The organism is Flintibacter sp. SJQ-8, from assembly GCF_054108085.1.
Window position 1 is genome coordinate 1 of sequence record NZ_JBPJWR010000015.1, and the last position, 14742, is coordinate 14742.

14 protein-coding genes are annotated in these 14742 nt (G+C 63.7%); 11 read left to right on the forward strand and 3 right to left on the reverse strand.

The features are described 5' to 3' along the window. Positions 1-136: 136 nt before the first annotated feature. The 11 genes from ACSAMP_RS11370 to ACSAMP_RS11420 all read left to right on the forward strand — a co-directional run bounded on the left by ACSAMP_RS11370 (position 137) and on the right by ACSAMP_RS11420 (position 12575). Positions 137-382, forward strand: a complete 246-nt coding sequence (locus ACSAMP_RS11370; RefSeq protein WP_457800531.1) for a hypothetical protein — start codon at positions 137-139, stop codon at positions 380-382. 22 nt (positions 383-404) lie between these two features. After that, the gene (locus ACSAMP_RS11375) at positions 405-2573 is read left to right on the forward strand and encodes a penicillin-binding transpeptidase domain-containing protein (protein ID WP_457800543.1); all 2169 of its coding nucleotides are present in this window, start codon (positions 405-407) and stop codon (positions 2571-2573) included. A gap of 115 nt (positions 2574-2688) precedes the next feature. Beyond that, positions 2689-4179, forward strand: a complete 1491-nt coding sequence (locus tag ACSAMP_RS11380; protein WP_457800532.1) for a UDP-N-acetylmuramoyl-L-alanyl-D-glutamate--2,6-diaminopimelate ligase — start codon at positions 2689-2691, stop codon at positions 4177-4179. Between the two features lie 67 nt (positions 4180-4246). Then, on the forward strand, positions 4247-5233 hold the full coding sequence (mraY, locus tag ACSAMP_RS11385; RefSeq protein WP_441796609.1) for a phospho-N-acetylmuramoyl-pentapeptide-transferase: 987 nt from the start codon (positions 4247-4249) through the stop codon (positions 5231-5233). Positions 5234-5333: 100 nt separating this feature from the next. Next, the gene (gene ftsW, locus ACSAMP_RS11390; RefSeq protein ID WP_457800533.1) at positions 5334-6557 is read left to right on the forward strand and encodes a putative lipid II flippase FtsW; all 1224 of its coding nucleotides are present in this window, start codon (positions 5334-5336) and stop codon (positions 6555-6557) included. A gap of 40 nt (positions 6558-6597) precedes the next feature. Next, positions 6598-7716, forward strand: coding sequence for an undecaprenyldiphospho-muramoylpentapeptide beta-N-acetylglucosaminyltransferase (murG, locus tag ACSAMP_RS11395; protein WP_457800534.1), 1119 nt, complete (start codon positions 6598-6600; stop codon positions 7714-7716). Between the two features lie 80 nt (positions 7717-7796). Then, positions 7797-9050, forward strand: coding sequence for a UDP-N-acetylglucosamine 1-carboxyvinyltransferase (murA, locus tag ACSAMP_RS11400; RefSeq protein ID WP_457800535.1), 1254 nt, complete (start codon positions 7797-7799; stop codon positions 9048-9050). A gap of 33 nt (positions 9051-9083) precedes the next feature. Next, the gene (locus ACSAMP_RS11405; protein ID WP_457800536.1) at positions 9084-10091 is read left to right on the forward strand and encodes a cell division protein FtsQ/DivIB; all 1008 of its coding nucleotides are present in this window, start codon (positions 9084-9086) and stop codon (positions 10089-10091) included. A 155-nt stretch (positions 10092-10246) separates the two neighbouring features. Then, positions 10247-11443, forward strand: a complete 1197-nt coding sequence (gene ftsZ, locus ACSAMP_RS11410; protein ID WP_457800537.1) for a cell division protein FtsZ — start codon at positions 10247-10249, stop codon at positions 11441-11443. A 126-nt stretch (positions 11444-11569) separates the two neighbouring features. Beyond that, a complete protein-coding gene (locus ACSAMP_RS11415; RefSeq protein WP_457800538.1) occupies positions 11570-11956 on the forward strand; it encodes a hypothetical protein in 387 nt (128 codons plus the stop codon). A 37-nt stretch (positions 11957-11993) separates the two neighbouring features. Continuing rightward, entirely contained in the window at positions 11994-12575 is a 582-nt protein-coding gene (locus tag ACSAMP_RS11420) for an L-2-amino-thiazoline-4-carboxylic acid hydrolase (protein WP_457800539.1), read from the forward strand. A gap of 68 nt (positions 12576-12643) precedes the next feature. Here the strand turns inward: ACSAMP_RS11420 and ACSAMP_RS11425 are convergent, their stop codons facing one another. The 3 genes from ACSAMP_RS11425 to ACSAMP_RS11435 all read right to left on the reverse strand — a co-directional run. Continuing rightward, the gene (locus ACSAMP_RS11425) at positions 12644-13324 is read right to left on the reverse strand and encodes an LrgB family protein (protein ID WP_457800540.1); all 681 of its coding nucleotides are present in this window, start codon (positions 13322-13324) and stop codon (positions 12644-12646) included. After that, positions 13317-13685 (reverse strand): CidA/LrgA family protein, encoded by a 369-nt coding sequence (locus tag ACSAMP_RS11430; protein WP_457800541.1) that lies wholly within the window; start codon positions 13683-13685, stop codon positions 13317-13319. Before ACSAMP_RS11430 ends, ACSAMP_RS11425 begins: the two co-directional genes overlap by 8 nt. Positions 13686-13800: 115 nt before the next feature. After that, a partial coding sequence (locus ACSAMP_RS11435) for a type III PLP-dependent enzyme domain-containing protein (RefSeq protein WP_457800542.1) occupies positions 13801-14742 on the reverse strand: 942 nt, incomplete at its 5' end.

Consider the following 14742-nt stretch of genomic DNA (forward strand, 5'->3'; position numbering starts at 1 on the left):
ACATGATCGAATATTTCCGCTGAAGCGCGCATAGAGTGGACCCAGGGTCAGCCAAACAGAAACCAGAGAGAACAGACAAGGGCGCAAGAAAGAAATTTTCTTGCGCCCTTATACCGCAAAAGGGAGGAATCCGTTTATGGACGGCAGACAGGAAAAACGACACAGCAGCGAAGTGACCGCCGCCCGGGAGCGGCGCTCTAAACGGACCATCCTCAAGCGGACCGTGATCTTGATGCTGCTGTGCGGCGTGGGGCTGTTCATCCCCCTGTTCCTGCGGCTGTGGGACATCGCCATCGTCGCACCACGAGGACTATCAGCGCCAGGCCACGGGGCAGCAGACCCTGGACCTGTCCGTCTCCGCCGCCCGGGGCAACATCTATGACTGCAACGGCAACGTGCTGGCCATGTCGGCCACGGTGTATAAGCTGATCCTGTCCCCCAAGGACCTGATGCAGGACTGCGTGGACAAAAAGGACTATACCGACGGCGACGGAAACCTGAACGAGGCCGCCTGGAATGCCGCCGTGAAGGCGGCCCAGGACCAGCTGGTGCGGGACCTGATGGGTCTGATCCCCGACCTGGACCAGGAGAAGCTGGAAAAGCAGGTGCAGGCCACGGAATACTCCTATCGGGAGATCAAGACCAAGATCGAGGAGGAGGACGCCAAGGCCATCCGGGACTACATCGTGCAGAACAAGACCTCTCACTATCTCTATCTGGTGACGGGGACCCAGCGGTATTACCCCTATGCCAGTCTGGCGGCCCAGACCCTGGGCTTTGTCAACGCCGAGGGGGGCGCGGTGGGCATCGAGGCGGCCTATGATGACGTGCTGAAGGGCACGGCGGGCCGGGTCATCACCACCCGCACCGGCGCGGGCACCCAGATGTACAACAACTATTCCGAGTTTATCGACGCCATCGACGGCTATGACCTGACCCTGACCATCGACGCCACCATCCAGTCCTATGCGGAGAAGACCCTGGAGGAGGGCATCAAGGCCTATGACGTGCGCAACGGGGCCTTCTGCATCGTGATGAATCCCAAGACGGGGGCCATTTTGGCCATGGCCAGCTCCCCCGGCTTCGACCCCAACAACTACTCCACCATCACCGACCAGCTGCTCAATCAGGAGATGGAGCAGGACGCCAACGACATCTATGCCAACCTGAAAAAGAACAACACGGAGAATCTTACCGAGTCTGAGCTGCTGGAAAAGGCCCAGGCCCAGGCCTATTCCAACGCGGTGAACACCCAGTGGCGCAGCAAGGCCCTGGACTCCCGCTATGAGCCGGGCTCCACCTTCAAGGCCGTGGTGCTGGCCGCCGCCCTGGAGGAGGGCGTGGTGTCGGAAAACGACACCTTCTATTGCAGCGGCTCCTACAAAGTGGCGGGATACGACAAGCCCATCGGCTGCTCCAAGCGCACGGGCCACGGGATGCAGACCCTGGCCCAGGCGGTGCAGAACTCCTGCAACCCCGCCTTTATCCAGATCGGCCAGCGGCTGGGGCTGGAGAAGTTCTATAACTATTTCGAGGCCTTTGGCATGACCGAGCAGACGGGCATCGACCTGCCCGGCGAGGCCAGCCTGAAGGACGCCTATTGGAGCCGGGAGAAGATGACCAACGTGGACCTGGCGGTGGCCTCCTTCGGCCAGCGCTTTGAGGTGACTCCGCTACAGATGATCACCGCCTTTGCCGCCACCGTCAACGGGGGCGACCTGGTAAAGCCCTATGTGGTCCAGTCGGTGAGCACCCGGGACAAGACGGTGGTGGAGAACACCCAGCCCACCGTGGTCCGCCAGGTGGTCAGCCAGGAGACCAGCCAGCGGGTGAGCAAGATCTTAGAGAGCGTGGTGTCCGAGGGCACGGGCAAAAACGCCTATGTGGCCGGCTATCGCATCGGCGGCAAGACCGGCTCCTCCGAGACCCAGGAGGAGGGGCGCACCATCGTCTCCTTCATGGGCTTTGCCCCGGCAGACGACCCGGAGGTCATTGCCCTGCTGGCCTATGACAAGCCCCAGGAGGCCTCCCCCGGCAGCCACTATTCCACCACCGGGGTGTACATCAGCGGCGGCAACATGGCCGCCCCCAAGATCGGCCCCCTGCTGGCCGACATCCTGGACTATATGGGCGTGGAGAAGAAGTACACGGCGGCGGAGTCCGCAGCTGTGGACGTGGTCACCCCCCAGGTGACCGGCATGACGGTGGACGCGGCGGACAGCGCCCTGCGCAAGAAGGGCCTGAGCAGCCGCACCGTGGGCGAGGGCGACACCGTCACCGCCCAGATCCCGGCCTCGGGGGCCTCGGTCCCCGGCGGGTCCAAGGTCATTCTGTACCTGGGCAGTGCCGCGCCGGAGGAGACGGGCACCGTGCCCAACGTGGTGGGTCTGGGCTATGAGTCGGCCAAAAAGCGGCTGGAGGACAGCGGCTTCTTCATGCGGGCCGCCGGCGTGTCCACCTATTACGGCAATTCCACCACCGCCAGCGGCCAGAGCGTGGCCGCCGGAGAGACGGCCCCCATCGGCACCGTGATCGAGGTGCAGTTCTCCAACGTGGTGGAGGATGGTCTTTGAGTGATGAGTTAGGAGTTAAAACTCATCTCTCATCACTCCTAACTCCTAACTGCCCCGGAGGGGGCAAGAGCGCTTCTTAGAGAGAATGAAACTCCCCACAAAGGGGCAAAACGCTATGAAGCTGCGCAAGCTGTTGGCGGGCGTGCCGCTGACGGAAGAGAATTTTGACGGGGACATGGAGATAACCTCCCTGTCCTACGACAGCCGGACGCTGGAGCCGGGGGCGCTGTTCGTCGCCCTGCCGGGCGCCAAGACGGATGGCAGCCGGTTTATTGACCAGGCCATGGAGCGGGGGGCCGCGGCGGTGCTGTGCCAGCAGCCGCCAAAGCGCCCCGGCTCTTGGCTGACCACCCCAGACGCCCGGCTGGCCCTGGCGTTGGCCTCGGCCAACTGGTTTGACCACCCGGGGGCGGAGATGACCCTCATCGCCGTCACCGGGACCAACGGCAAGACCACCACCACCTGCCTTATCAAAGAGATGCTGGAGCAGACCCTCCGCGTCCCAGTAGGGCTGGTGGGGACCAACCGGAACCTGGTGGGGCAGCAGGAGCTGCCCGCCAACCGCACCACCCCGGAGAGCTATGAATTGCAGCAGCTGCTGCGGACCATGGCCGACGCCGGGTGTGCCTTTGTAGTGATGGAGGTCTCCTCCCACGCCCTGGTCCAGCACCGGGTGGCGGGGCTGACCTTTGACGTGGGGGTGTTCACCAACCTGACCCAGGACCATTTGGATTATCACGGGACCATGGAGGAATACCGCCGGGCCAAGGGCCTGCTGTTTGCCCAGTGCCGCCGCAGCGTGGTCAATCTGGACGACGAGGCGGGGCGGTGGTACGCCGGGCGCATCTCCGGCCCGGTGTTCACCTACTCCGAAAACCGGGCCCAGGCTGATCTAACGGCCCGGAACATCCGCCTGTTCCCCGGCCACGTGGAGTTCGAGGCGGTGACCCTGGGCCACATCGCCCGGGTCCATCTGCCCATCCCCGGGGGCTTCTCCATTTACAACGCCCTGGCGGCCCTGTCCGCCGGACTGTGCCTGGAGCTGCCCTTAGAACGGCTGGCCCCCGCCCTGCGCAGCGTCCACGGGGTGAAGGGCCGGGTGGAGGTGGTACCCGTGCCCCGGGCCTATACGGTGCTCATCGACTATGCCCACAGCCCCAACGCCCTGGAGAACATCCTGCTCACCGCCCGGGACTTTACCGCCGGACGGCTGATCTGTCTGTTCGGCTGCGGGGGAGACCGGGATAAGACCAAACGCCCCATCATGGGGGCCATCGCCCGGGAGCTGGCCGATTTAGTGGTGCTCACCTCGGATAACCCCCGGACGGAGGAGCCGGAGGCCATCATCCGGGACATTCAGGCTGGTATGGCGGAAGGGGAGGCCCCCGTCCACGTGGAGCCGGACCGCCGCCGGGCCATCGCCTGGGTATTGGACCAGGGCCAGCCGGGGGACGTGATCGTGCTGGCGGGCAAGGGCCACGAGACCTATCAGGAGATAAACGGCGTGCAGTTCCCCATGGACGAGCGGGAGATCGTGGCAAGCTGGTTCCGGGCGCGGGACGGGCGAAAAGATAGGGCTGGAAATCTTCCTGCCGCCGTAGTATAATAACCTGTCCCGCGGTGTGTGTGCGCGGGACGGACAAAAGAGAAAGATGACCGGGAGGTTTTCCAACATGACGTATATTCTCAGCTTTATCGTGGCCTTCGGCGTGGGGGCCATCGCCGGGCAGATCCTGATCCCCCTGCTCCACCGCCTGAAGGCGGGGCAGGCCATCCGGGAAGACGGCCCCACCTGGCACATGGCCAAGCAGGGCACTCCCACCATGGGCGGGCTGATGTTCATTCTGGCCATCGCCGTGGCGGTGTTCACGGCGGGCTGGCCCGATCTGATGGCGGGCAACCGGAACCACCTGTATGTGTTCCTGTTTGCCCTGGTGTTCGGTATCATCGGCTTCATTGACGACTTTCAGAAGCTGCGCCACCACGCCAACGAGGGTCTTACCGCCCCCCAGAAGTTCCTGCTCCAGCTGGCGGCGGCCATCGTGTTCACGGTGCTGCTGCGCAACAGCGGCTATCTGACCCACACCCTGTATATCCCCTTCTTCAACGTGGAGTTCCCCATGCCCTGGTGGCTGTATATGGTCTTTGCCGCCTTTGTCATGGTGGGCACGGTGAACGCCGTGAACCTCACCGACGGCATCGACGGCCTGGCCACCGGCGTGACCATCCCCGTGGCCCTGTTCTATGTGGCCGTGTCCGCCTGGTATGGCCGCAACGACCTGACGGTGCTCTCCGCCGCCCTGGCCGGCGGCCTGTGCGCCTTCCTCATCTATAACTTCCACCCCGCCAAGGTCTTTATGGGGGACACCGGCTCTCTGTTTCTGGGGGGCATGGTGTGCGGCCTGGCCTTTGCCCTGAACATCCCCCTCATCATTCCCGTCATCGGCCTTATCTATGTGGCGGAGGTGCTGTCTGACATCATCCAGGTGGTCTATTTCAAAAAGACCCACGGCAAGCGCTTTTTCCGCATGGCCCCCCTGCACCACCACCTGGAACTGGGCGGCTGGAGCGAGACCAAGCTCTTCTGCGTGTTCTCCGGCATCACTTTGATTTTGTGCGTCCTGGCGTTTTTAGGCGTAATGAATCGTTTTCCCGTTTGATAGTTAGGAGTTAGGAAGGATGAGTGATGAGTTAACTCCTATCTCATCACTCCTAACTCATCACTTAAATTTGATTACTAGAATTAGGGAGGTGCAGGAAATGGCCCGAAAGCCGAAACGTGATATGACCATGGAGCAGCAGCTGGCCGCCGGGCCGGTGGACCTGCCCTTTCTGATGCTGGCGCTGATGCTGGTGGGCATTGGGCTTATCATGGTGTTCTCCGCCTCCTATGCCACCGCCTACTACGACTCCAGCGCCAGCGTGCAGAACAACCCCCTGTACTACATCAAACGCCAGAGCCTTTTTGCCGTCATCGGTCTGATCGCCATGTATCTGGTGTCCAAGCTGAACTATCAGCACTGGCGGCTGCTGACCATCCCCATGCTGGTGGTGTCCATCGTCCTGCTGGTGCTGGTGCTCACCCCCCTGGGGGTGAAGATCAACGGCGCACGGCGGTGGCTGCACATCTTTTTGCTGTTTGGCCCCACGTTCCAGCCCTCGGAGATCGCCAAGGTGGCCGTGATCATCTTCTTCTCGGCCCGACTATCCAAGCGGACCACCGAGAAGAAAAAGAAGTTCTCCAACCGCACTTTCTGGGGACGCCTGGGCAACCTGGGCACCCGGCTGGGCTTTATGGAGCTGGTGCCCTATGGCGCGGTGCTGGGCGTGGTGGTCCTGCTGGTGGTGAAGGAGCCCCACATGTCGGGCACCATCCTGATCATGGTGGGGGCGGCGGCGGTGCTGTTCGCCGCGGGCATCAACATCGCCTGGTTCATCGCCGGTATCGGCTCTGTTGGCGGGCTGATGACCTTTATCATTTTGAACACGACCTATATGACTTCCCGGGTGCAGCTGTGGCTGGACCCCTGGAGCGACCCCCGGGGCAAGGGCTTTCAGACCATCCAATCCCTGCTGGCCATCGGCTCCGGCGGTCTGCTGGGCCTGGGGCTGGGCAACAGCCGCCAGAAGCTGCTGTATATTCCCGAGCCGGAAAACGACTTTGTGTTCTCCGTTGTGGTGGAGGAGCTGGGCTTTGTGGGGGCGGCCATCGTCCTCATCCTGTTCGCCCTGCTGGTCCTGCGGGGCTATTGGCTGGCCATCCACGCCCGGGATAAGTTTGGTTCGCTGACCATTGTGGGCATCATCACACTGATGGCCACCCAGGTCTTTTTGAATATCGGCGTGGTGACCAACCTCATCCCCAACACGGGCATCTCCCTGCCGTTTTTCAGCTTTGGCGGAACGGCACTGGTGATGAACATGGCGGAGATGGGCATCGTCCTGGGTATCTCCAGGCAGATCCCCGCCCCGAAAAATGACTGAACGCCCGGCGGACAAACAAAGATATTTCTGAGGTGATAACATGAACATCCTCTTTACCTGCGGCGGCACCGCCGGACACGTGAATCCGGCGGTGGCCCTGGCCCGCATCTTTCAGGACAAGCATCCCGGCTGCCGGGTGCTGTTCGTGGGGGCCGACGGGGGCATGGAGACCCGGCTGGTGCCCAAGGAGGGCTATCCCATCCGCACCGTGACCATCACGAATTTCCACCGCTCCCTGGCCCCGGCGGACATCGTCCACAACCTGGGCACGCTGGTGAACATGCAGCGGTCCAAAAAGCAGGCCCGGGCCATTCTGGACGAGTTCCAGCCCGACCTGGTGGTGGGCACCGGCGGCTATGCCTCCTTCCCCGTGGTGAACGAGGCGGCCCACCGGGGCATCCCTACCGCCGTCCACGAGTCCAACGCCGTGCCCGGCCTGACGACGAAAGCCCTGTCCAAGGTGGTGGACCGGGTGATGGTGGGCTTTGAGGAGAGCCGCAGCCACTATGACGACCCCAGCAAGGTGGTGGTCACCGGCACCCCCGTCCGGGGGGACTTCTTCCGGTTCACCCGGGAGCAGGCCCGGGAGAAGCTGGGCTTTACCGACCAGCGGCCCCTGCTGCTGTCCTATTGGGGTTCCCTGGGGGCGGAGGTGATGAACCAGAAGATGGTGGACTTTATCGCCAAGGAGTGCTATGAGGGCGCGCCCTATCGCCACATCCACGCCGCCGGGCGGGACTTCGCCTGGATGAAGGAGGAGCTGCTGCGCCGGGGTCTCCAGCTGGGGGACAACGGCATCGAGGTCCGGGAGTATATCTATGACATGCCCCTGGTCATGGCGGCCAGCGATCTGGTCCTGTGCCGTGCCGGCGCCTCCACCATCTCGGAGCTCACCGCCATCGCCAAGCCCGCTATTCTGGTGCCCTCCCCCAACGTGACGGCCAACCATCAGGAGAAGAACGCCCGGGTGCTGGCCGACCAGGGGGCCGCCGTCCTCCTGCGGGAGCAGGACTGCGCCCAGGACACCCTTTACGAGACGGCTAGCCTGCTGCTGCGGGAGAAGGGCCGCCGGGAGAACATGGAGAAGGCCCTGCGCGCCATGGCCGTGCCCGACGCGGGGGAGAAGATCTATGAGACCCTGCGGGAGATCATGAAGTAAGCGCCTTTCGGCACGGAAACAAACCAAAGAAACCAACTGCGCATAGGATAGCCTGAATCTGAAGAAGTGGAGGGCGATCCATGAGCTGTTATCACATCCGGGGGGGCTGCCCGCTGGAGGGCCGTCTGACGGTACAGGGGGCCAAAAACAGTGCCCTGCCCATTCTGGCCGCAACCCTGCTGGCCCCGGGGGAGAGCGTCATCGAGAACTGCCCCCACCTCAGTGACGTGGACGCGGCCCTGGCCATTTTAAAGGGGCTGGGCTGCCGGGTCTGGCGGCGGGGGGACACCGTGGGGGTGGATGCCTCCGTCCTCGCCGGGGCGGAGATATCACGGGAACTGATGGAGGAGATGCGCTCCTCGGTGGCCTTTCTGGGGGCCATGCTGGCCCGCATGGGCCGGGCCGCCCTGACCTATCCCGGGGGGTGTGAGCTGGGGCCCCGGCCCATTGACCTGCATCTGGCGGCCCTGAGGACGCTGGGGGCGGACATCCGGGAAGAAAATGGCCTGCTGCGCTGCACGGGCCGTCATATGGCCGGGGGAGAGATCTCTTTGACCATCCCCAGCGTGGGGGCCACGGAGAACGCCATGCTGGCCGCCTGCGGCTGTCCCGGCGTCACCAGGATATCAGGGGCGGCCCGGGAGCCGGAAATCGAGGACCTACAGGGCTTTCTCCAGGCCATGGGGGCCGACATTCAGGGGGCGGGGACATCTACCGTTATCATCCGGGGCGGCGCGCCCCTCCGTCCGGCCCGCTATCGGGTGATGGGGGACCGCATCGCCGCCGCCACCTATCTCTGTGCCGCAGCGGCGGCGGGGGGACAGGTGGCGCTCACCGGCGTGGACCCGGAGCATCTCCGGGCGGTGCTCACGGCGCTAGAACAGGCGGGGTGCTCCGTCCAGACGGGACCGGGCGAGATCGCACTGACCAGCGGCGGCTGCCTATGTGCTGTTCCGCCGGTAGTCACGGAGCCCTACCCCGGCTTTCCCACCGACGCCCAGGCCATTTTCATGGCCGCCCTGGCCGGGGGCAGGGGAGTGACCCTGTTCCGGGAGAACATATTTGAAAGCCGCTATGGTCACGTGGCCCAGCTGCGGGCCATGGGGGCGGACATCCAGGTGGAGGGCCGGGAGGCCATCGTCACCGGAGCAGGCGGCCTTCACGGGGCCGATGTCCGGGGCGGGGACCTGAGAGGGGCCGCCGCATTAGTCGTGGCGGGGGTGGCCGCCCGGGGGGAGACCCGGGTGACCGGCCTTGCCCACATCCGCCGGGGCTATGACGGCCTGGACGTTGGGCTGCGCGCCCTGGGGGCCGACATCACAGAGACAGACTGACAGACGAAAGACAGTTTTTTTAGGAGAGGGCCAATGGCATCACCAAGAAACAAACGCAAACGGAAACGGGGCAAGGGGCGGCTGGGTCCGCTGTTCAAGCTGCTGTGCGCCGGAGCGGTGGCGGTGGCGCTGACCATGGGGGCCACCGTGTTCTTCCAGGTGGAGACGGTGGCCGTGACGGGCAACAGCCGCTATTCCCAGGAGGAGATCATCCAGGCCACCGGCATCCAGACGGGGGATAACCTGTTCCGCATGAACAAGTTCCAGATCGCCCACCAGGTGCTCCAGGGCCTGCCCTATGTGGAGGAGATCACCATCCGCCGCAGCCTGCCCAGCACCATCGTCATCACGGTGAAGGAGTGGGACGCGGTGGCCCGCATCGAGGCCCCGGGGGCTTCCGCTGCCGCCGCCGTTCAGGCGGTGTCCCAGACCCCGGCGGAGCCTGCCCAGCCGGACAGCAGTCAGGCGGGGGATGCCAGCCAGCCGGACGCTCAGACGGGGGACAGCAGCGACCAGAGCCAGCAGGAGCCCGCCCCCGACCAGAGCCAGGGCACCGGCGACCAGAGCGCCGCCGGGGACAGCAGCGGGGACAGTTCCGCCAAAGATGACCAGGAGAGCGCCAAGCCTGCCACCCAGGCGTGGCTCATCAGCGTGGGGGGCAAGCTGCTGGAGCCAGCCCCCGCCGACAGCACGGCCGTCTCCGTCACCGGGATCACCCCCCTGGCCCCAAGGGCGGGGGAGATGCTGGTCCTGTCTCAGGAGGAGCAGCCCAAGCTGACGGCCCTGCTGGCCCTGCTCCAGGGGCTGGAGGACCACGACATGCTCGCCGACACCGCGTCCATCGCCCTGGGGGACACCCACGTGGAGCTGCGCTATCTGGACCGCTTCACCGTGAAGCTGCCCCTGACGGGGGACCTGGACTATAAGCTCCAGGCCCTGAAGGCGGCGGTGCCCGAGGCGGAGAAGAAGCTGGGGGAGCAGACCACCGGCACCTTTGACCTGACCCAGGAGAGCATCACCGCGGTATATACCCCGGACTGAAGCGGAAAACTTGGAAAATCGATACAGGCCGCGCTTTTTCTCTTGACCTGTCAGAGAAAGCGCGATACAATAGAAAATAATAACGACTAAATGGCGGGGCGGGGCATATTTTCAGCGTTTTCAGCCGCTTCGACTTTTACATAGGAGGAACGACAATGGCCTTCGGATTGGATATGGGTCCTGACAACGTAGTAAACATCAAGGTGATCGGCGTAGGCGGCGGCGGCAACAACGTGGTCAACCGCATGGTGAAAACCGGCACCAAGGGCGTGGACTTTATTGCCGTGAACACGGATAAGCAGGCCCTGGGCGCGTCCAGCGCCACCTTTAAAATTCAGATCGGCGAAAAGCTGACCAACGGAAAGGGCGCGGGCTCTGACCCCGAGGTGGGCCGCAAGTCTGCCGAGGAGAACCGCACCCAGATCTCTAAGGCCCTGGAGGATGCGGACATGGTGTTCATCACCGCCGGTATGGGCGGCGGCACCGGCACCGGCGCGGCCCCCATCGTGGCCGACATCGCCAAGGAGCTGGGCATCCTCACCGTGGGCGTGGTCACCAAGCCCTTCCGGTTCGAGGGCATGCGCCGCATGAAGCAGGCCGAGGGCGGCATTGCCGAGCTGCGCAATAAAGTGGACTCCCTGGTCATCATCCCCAACGAGCGGCTGAAGCTGGCCACCGACCAGAAGATCACCATGGTCAACGCCTTTGAGATCGCCGACGACGTGCTTCAGCAGGCCGTCCAGTCCATCTCTGACCTCATTAAGAACACCGGCTTCATCAACCTGGACTTTGCCGACGTGTCCGCCGTCATGAAGGACGCGGGCCGGGCCCACATGGGTGTGGGCCGCGCCGCCGGGAAGAACAAGGCCGAGGAGGCCGCCCGCATGGCCATCTCCAGCCCCCTGCTGGAGACCTCCATCAACGGCGCCCGCGGCGTGCTGATCAACGTCACCGGCTCCATGGACATCGGCCTGGAGGAGGTGGAGACCGCCGCCAACCTGGTCCAGGAGGCCGCCCACCCCGACTGCAACATCATCTTCGGTGCCGCCTTCGACGAGACGCTGGAGGACGAGATCCGGGTCACCGTCATTGCCACCGGCTTTGACGAGAAGCCCGCCGAGCCTGTGGCCCCTGCGGCCCCCGCGCGTCAGGCGGCTCCCGCCCCTGCGCCCTCCGCTGCCGCCGACAACTTCTTCTCCGCCGCCGCTGCCGCTCCTGCCCAGCAGCAGCCCGCCGCCCCCGTGCCCCCCGCCCCTCCCGCCGATCCTGTGATCGCCGAGATGGACGACAAGGCTGCCGTGAGCAACGGCGACTGGGAGCTGCTGGAGCGCATCTTCAGCCGGAAGAAGTAAACCAGAATCCTTGAAAAACCAAAACCAGCTGTGAAGCGCGAAGCAACAAAACTTCGCTACTTGACAGCTGGTTTTCTTTTTGGTAAAAACAGATCAGGATCAGAATTAGGATCAGGAGGCGGTCATTTGGACCTGGAAAAGACGCGTGCATTTTACAGCCGGATAAGCAGCGGGGACGTGTGCGGCTGCGCCTATTGCCAAAACTACGTCCGCCAGATCAGGGCGGCCTACCCCCAGCTTGGGGACTATCTGTCCCGCCTGGGCGTGGACATGGAAAAGCCCCTGGAGACCATGCCCCTGGAACCGGACGAGACGGGACAGCTGGAATACGCCGGACCCCAATACATCGTCTGCGGCACACCGGATGGCTTTGTCGAGCCCCAGATCGGCTCCGTCCGCATAGAGATAGCGGCCTCCCATCCCACCACGGGAGTGGAGGAGCCAAACTTTGTGATAGAGTTGTATCCCATTCGACTGAAGTGGCGAGCGCAGCACAGAAAGAAAACGATGTAGAAAGAAATGGATTTCCTGTTAAAGAGGCGTGATACCCATGAAGATCAAGCAGCAAAAGCAAATCAAGGCGTTTTTGATCCAGGCGTTCGGCCCGGATAGGGGCAGGGCGCTGTTTGCCCGGCAGGAGGAGATTTTGACTGCCCTGGTGGAACAGGTGAACGACCCGTCTGAGCGTCGGCGGGAGACGCTGATCCAGACCATCCTGCCCCGCATCGCCCTGTACAAGGCTTTATTGGACGGCTGTTCGGAGGAAGAGACTTGCCGCCACATGCGGACCTATATGATGGAGGTAGTGGCGGCCCAGAAGCACGCCGCCACGGCCCGGATGGAGCTGGTGCCGGGGTTTTACGCCCTGTACAGCCGGGCCTTTTTGAGAATCATGGCCACCAGCGACCTGTGGGAGAGCGAATCCTTCCGGGGAAAAGATTCTTTCGGCGCGGACATCAAACAGTGCCTGTGGCACTCGGCCTGTGTGGAGAACGGCTGTCCGGGGCTGTGCCGCCTGTTCTGCGACGTGGACGACGTGACCTATGGCGGCCTGAAAAAGATGGGCTTTTCCCGCACCAAGACCCTGGGCTATGGCGGGGACTGCTGCGACTTCCGCTTTTTCAAGAAATAAGAAGAGACCCCGGCCTGCTTCCAACGAAACGGGCCGGGGCCTTTGCGTGTCTTGCTATCTTGTCTGGGTCAGAAAAACAGGACCAAAATAGAAGTCAGAATGCCGCAGATGCACAGGGAGACGGAGCTCATGGCCCCCTGCAAGGTGCCGATTTCCAGGGCCTTGGCGGTGCCCAGAGCGTGGCTGCACGCGCCGATGGCCACGCCCTCGGCCACCGGGTCGGTGATGCGGAACAGCTTGGCAAAGGTGGGGGCGAAGATGGCGCCCACCACGCCCGCAATGACCACGGCGGCGGCGGTGACGCCGGGGATGCCGCCCAGGTTTTCAGAGATGGCGATGGCAATGGCGGTGGTCACGCTTTTGGGCAGCAGGGCGGAGGTCATAGAGGCGTTCACCGCCATCAGCTTGCACAGCAGCAGCACAGAGCCCACGCTGGTCAGGGTGCCCACCAGACAGCCCACGATAACGGGCAGGAAGTATTCCCCCAGCAGCCTGCGCTGGTTATACACGTTCAGGGCCAGCACCGCCGTCACCGGACTGAGCATCAGGGTGAGCATGCTGCTGCCTTGGAGATAGTCGGCGTAGGGAATTCGGAACACTGCCAGCACCGCAACGACCACGATGGTGGCGATGAGCATGGGGTTACAGAGGAGAAAGCCCGTCTTCTTCTGAAGAAACACGCCCACGCACCAGGCCGCGCAGGTGAGCCCCAGGCCGAAGAAGGGGGAGGAGAGCATGGCTTCAAGCATGGTGAGACTCCTTTCTCCGCCGTGCCCGGAGCATCAGCTGGATGGACCAGGCGGTGGCGGCATAGACTAGAGGGGTGGTGAGAATGGCCGCACACAGAAAGGGCAGCAGGCAGGCCAGCAGGGACTCCACGTGCTCGATGATGCCCGCGCAGGGAGCCACGAAGAAAAAGGCCATGTTGGCCACCAGAAAGCGGCACACCCGGTCGATGTGCCGGGGCTTGACGATGCCCGCCATAAGCAGGGCCAGCAGCACCAGCATACTGATGACGCTGGCGGGCAGGGCGATGGGCAGCAGGGCGGAGATACCCTCGGACACCAGACAGATGCCGAAGATGATGGCCAGTTCGGCCATGATGTTCATATGGATCAACTCGCAATGCAAAAAGTCTCGCCTGTGAGCCAGGCGGAAATAAGGCCGCCGCGGGCGTTGCGTCTGCCCGCGGCGGCGTCGATCATAGGGAAAAGGGGACAGGCACTCAGTCCCAGATGGCGGTGGCGAAGTAGTCCTCGGGGGTCTCCGCCCGGCGGATCAGGCGGGTGGAGCCGTCGGCCTGGAGCAGCACCTCGGCAGAGCGCAGGCGGCCGTTGTACTGATAGCCCATGGCGTGGCCGTGGGCCCCGGTGTCGTGAATGACCAGCAGGTCGCCGATGTCGATCTTGGGCAGCATTCGGTCCACGGCGAACTTGTCGTTGTTCTCGCACAGGGCGCCGGTGACGTCGTACTGGTGGTCGCAGGGCTGGTCCTCCTTGCCCATGACGGTGATGTGGTGATAGGCCCCGTACATGGCCGGGCGCATCAGGTTGGCCGCGCAGGCGTCCACGCCGATATAATCTTTATAGGTCTGCTTCTCGTGGAGGACCCGGGTGACCAGATGGCCGTTGGGGGCCAGCATGAAGCGGCCCAGCTCGGTGCACAGGGACACGTCACCCATGCCGGCGGGGACTAGGATGTCCTCGTAGGCCCGGCGGACCCCCTCGCCGATGACGGCGATGTCGTTGGCGGGCTGGTCGGGGAGATAGGGCACACCCACGCCGCCGGACAGGTTGATGAAGGTGATGTGGCAGCCGGTCTCGTTTTTCAGCTCCACGGCCATCTGGAACAGGATGGCGGCCAGGGCGGGGTAATACTCGTTGGACAGGGTGTTGGAGGCCAAAAAGGCGTGGATGCCGAACTCCTCTGCCCCCAGCTCCTTCAGGCGGCGGAAGGCCTGGGTCATCTGGGGCCGGGTCATGCCGTATTTGGCCTGGCCGGGGTTGTCCATCACCTGAAAGCCCTCCTCAGATTCCCCCAGGGTGAAGGTGCCGCCGGGATTGAACCGGCAGGAGATGCGCTTGGGGATATAGCCGATGGTGTCCTTCAGAAAATCGATGTGGCTGATGTCGTCCAGGTTGATGGTGGCCCCCAGCTTGGCGGCCAG

Coding starts and splice junctions, on each gene's coding strand:
- ACSAMP_RS11420 (WP_457800539.1), top strand. CDS start 11,994: ATGAAGATCAAGCAGCAAAAGCAAATCAAGGCGTTTTTGATCCAGGCG.
- ACSAMP_RS11430 (WP_457800541.1), bottom strand. CDS start 13,685: ATGAACATCATGGCCGAACTGGCCATCATCTTCGGCATCTGTCTGGTG.
- murA (WP_457800535.1), top strand. CDS start 7,797: ATGAGCTGTTATCACATCCGGGGGGGCTGCCCGCTGGAGGGCCGTCTG.
- ACSAMP_RS11380 (WP_457800532.1), top strand. CDS start 2,689: ATGAAGCTGCGCAAGCTGTTGGCGGGCGTGCCGCTGACGGAAGAGAAT.
- mraY (WP_441796609.1), top strand. CDS start 4,247: ATGACGTATATTCTCAGCTTTATCGTGGCCTTCGGCGTGGGGGCCATC.
- ACSAMP_RS11425 (WP_457800540.1), bottom strand. CDS start 13,324: ATGCTTGAAGCCATGCTCTCCTCCCCCTTCTTCGGCCTGGGGCTCACC.
- ftsZ (WP_457800537.1), top strand. CDS start 10,247: ATGGCCTTCGGATTGGATATGGGTCCTGACAACGTAGTAAACATCAAG.
- murG (WP_457800534.1), top strand. CDS start 6,598: ATGAACATCCTCTTTACCTGCGGCGGCACCGCCGGACACGTGAATCCG.
- ftsW (WP_457800533.1), top strand. CDS start 5,334: ATGGCCCGAAAGCCGAAACGTGATATGACCATGGAGCAGCAGCTGGCC.
- ACSAMP_RS11375 (WP_457800543.1), top strand. CDS start 405: ATGTCGGCCACGGTGTATAAGCTGATCCTGTCCCCCAAGGACCTGATG.
- ACSAMP_RS11405 (WP_457800536.1), top strand. CDS start 9,084: ATGGCATCACCAAGAAACAAACGCAAACGGAAACGGGGCAAGGGGCGG.
- ACSAMP_RS11370 (WP_457800531.1), top strand. CDS start 137: ATGGACGGCAGACAGGAAAAACGACACAGCAGCGAAGTGACCGCCGCC.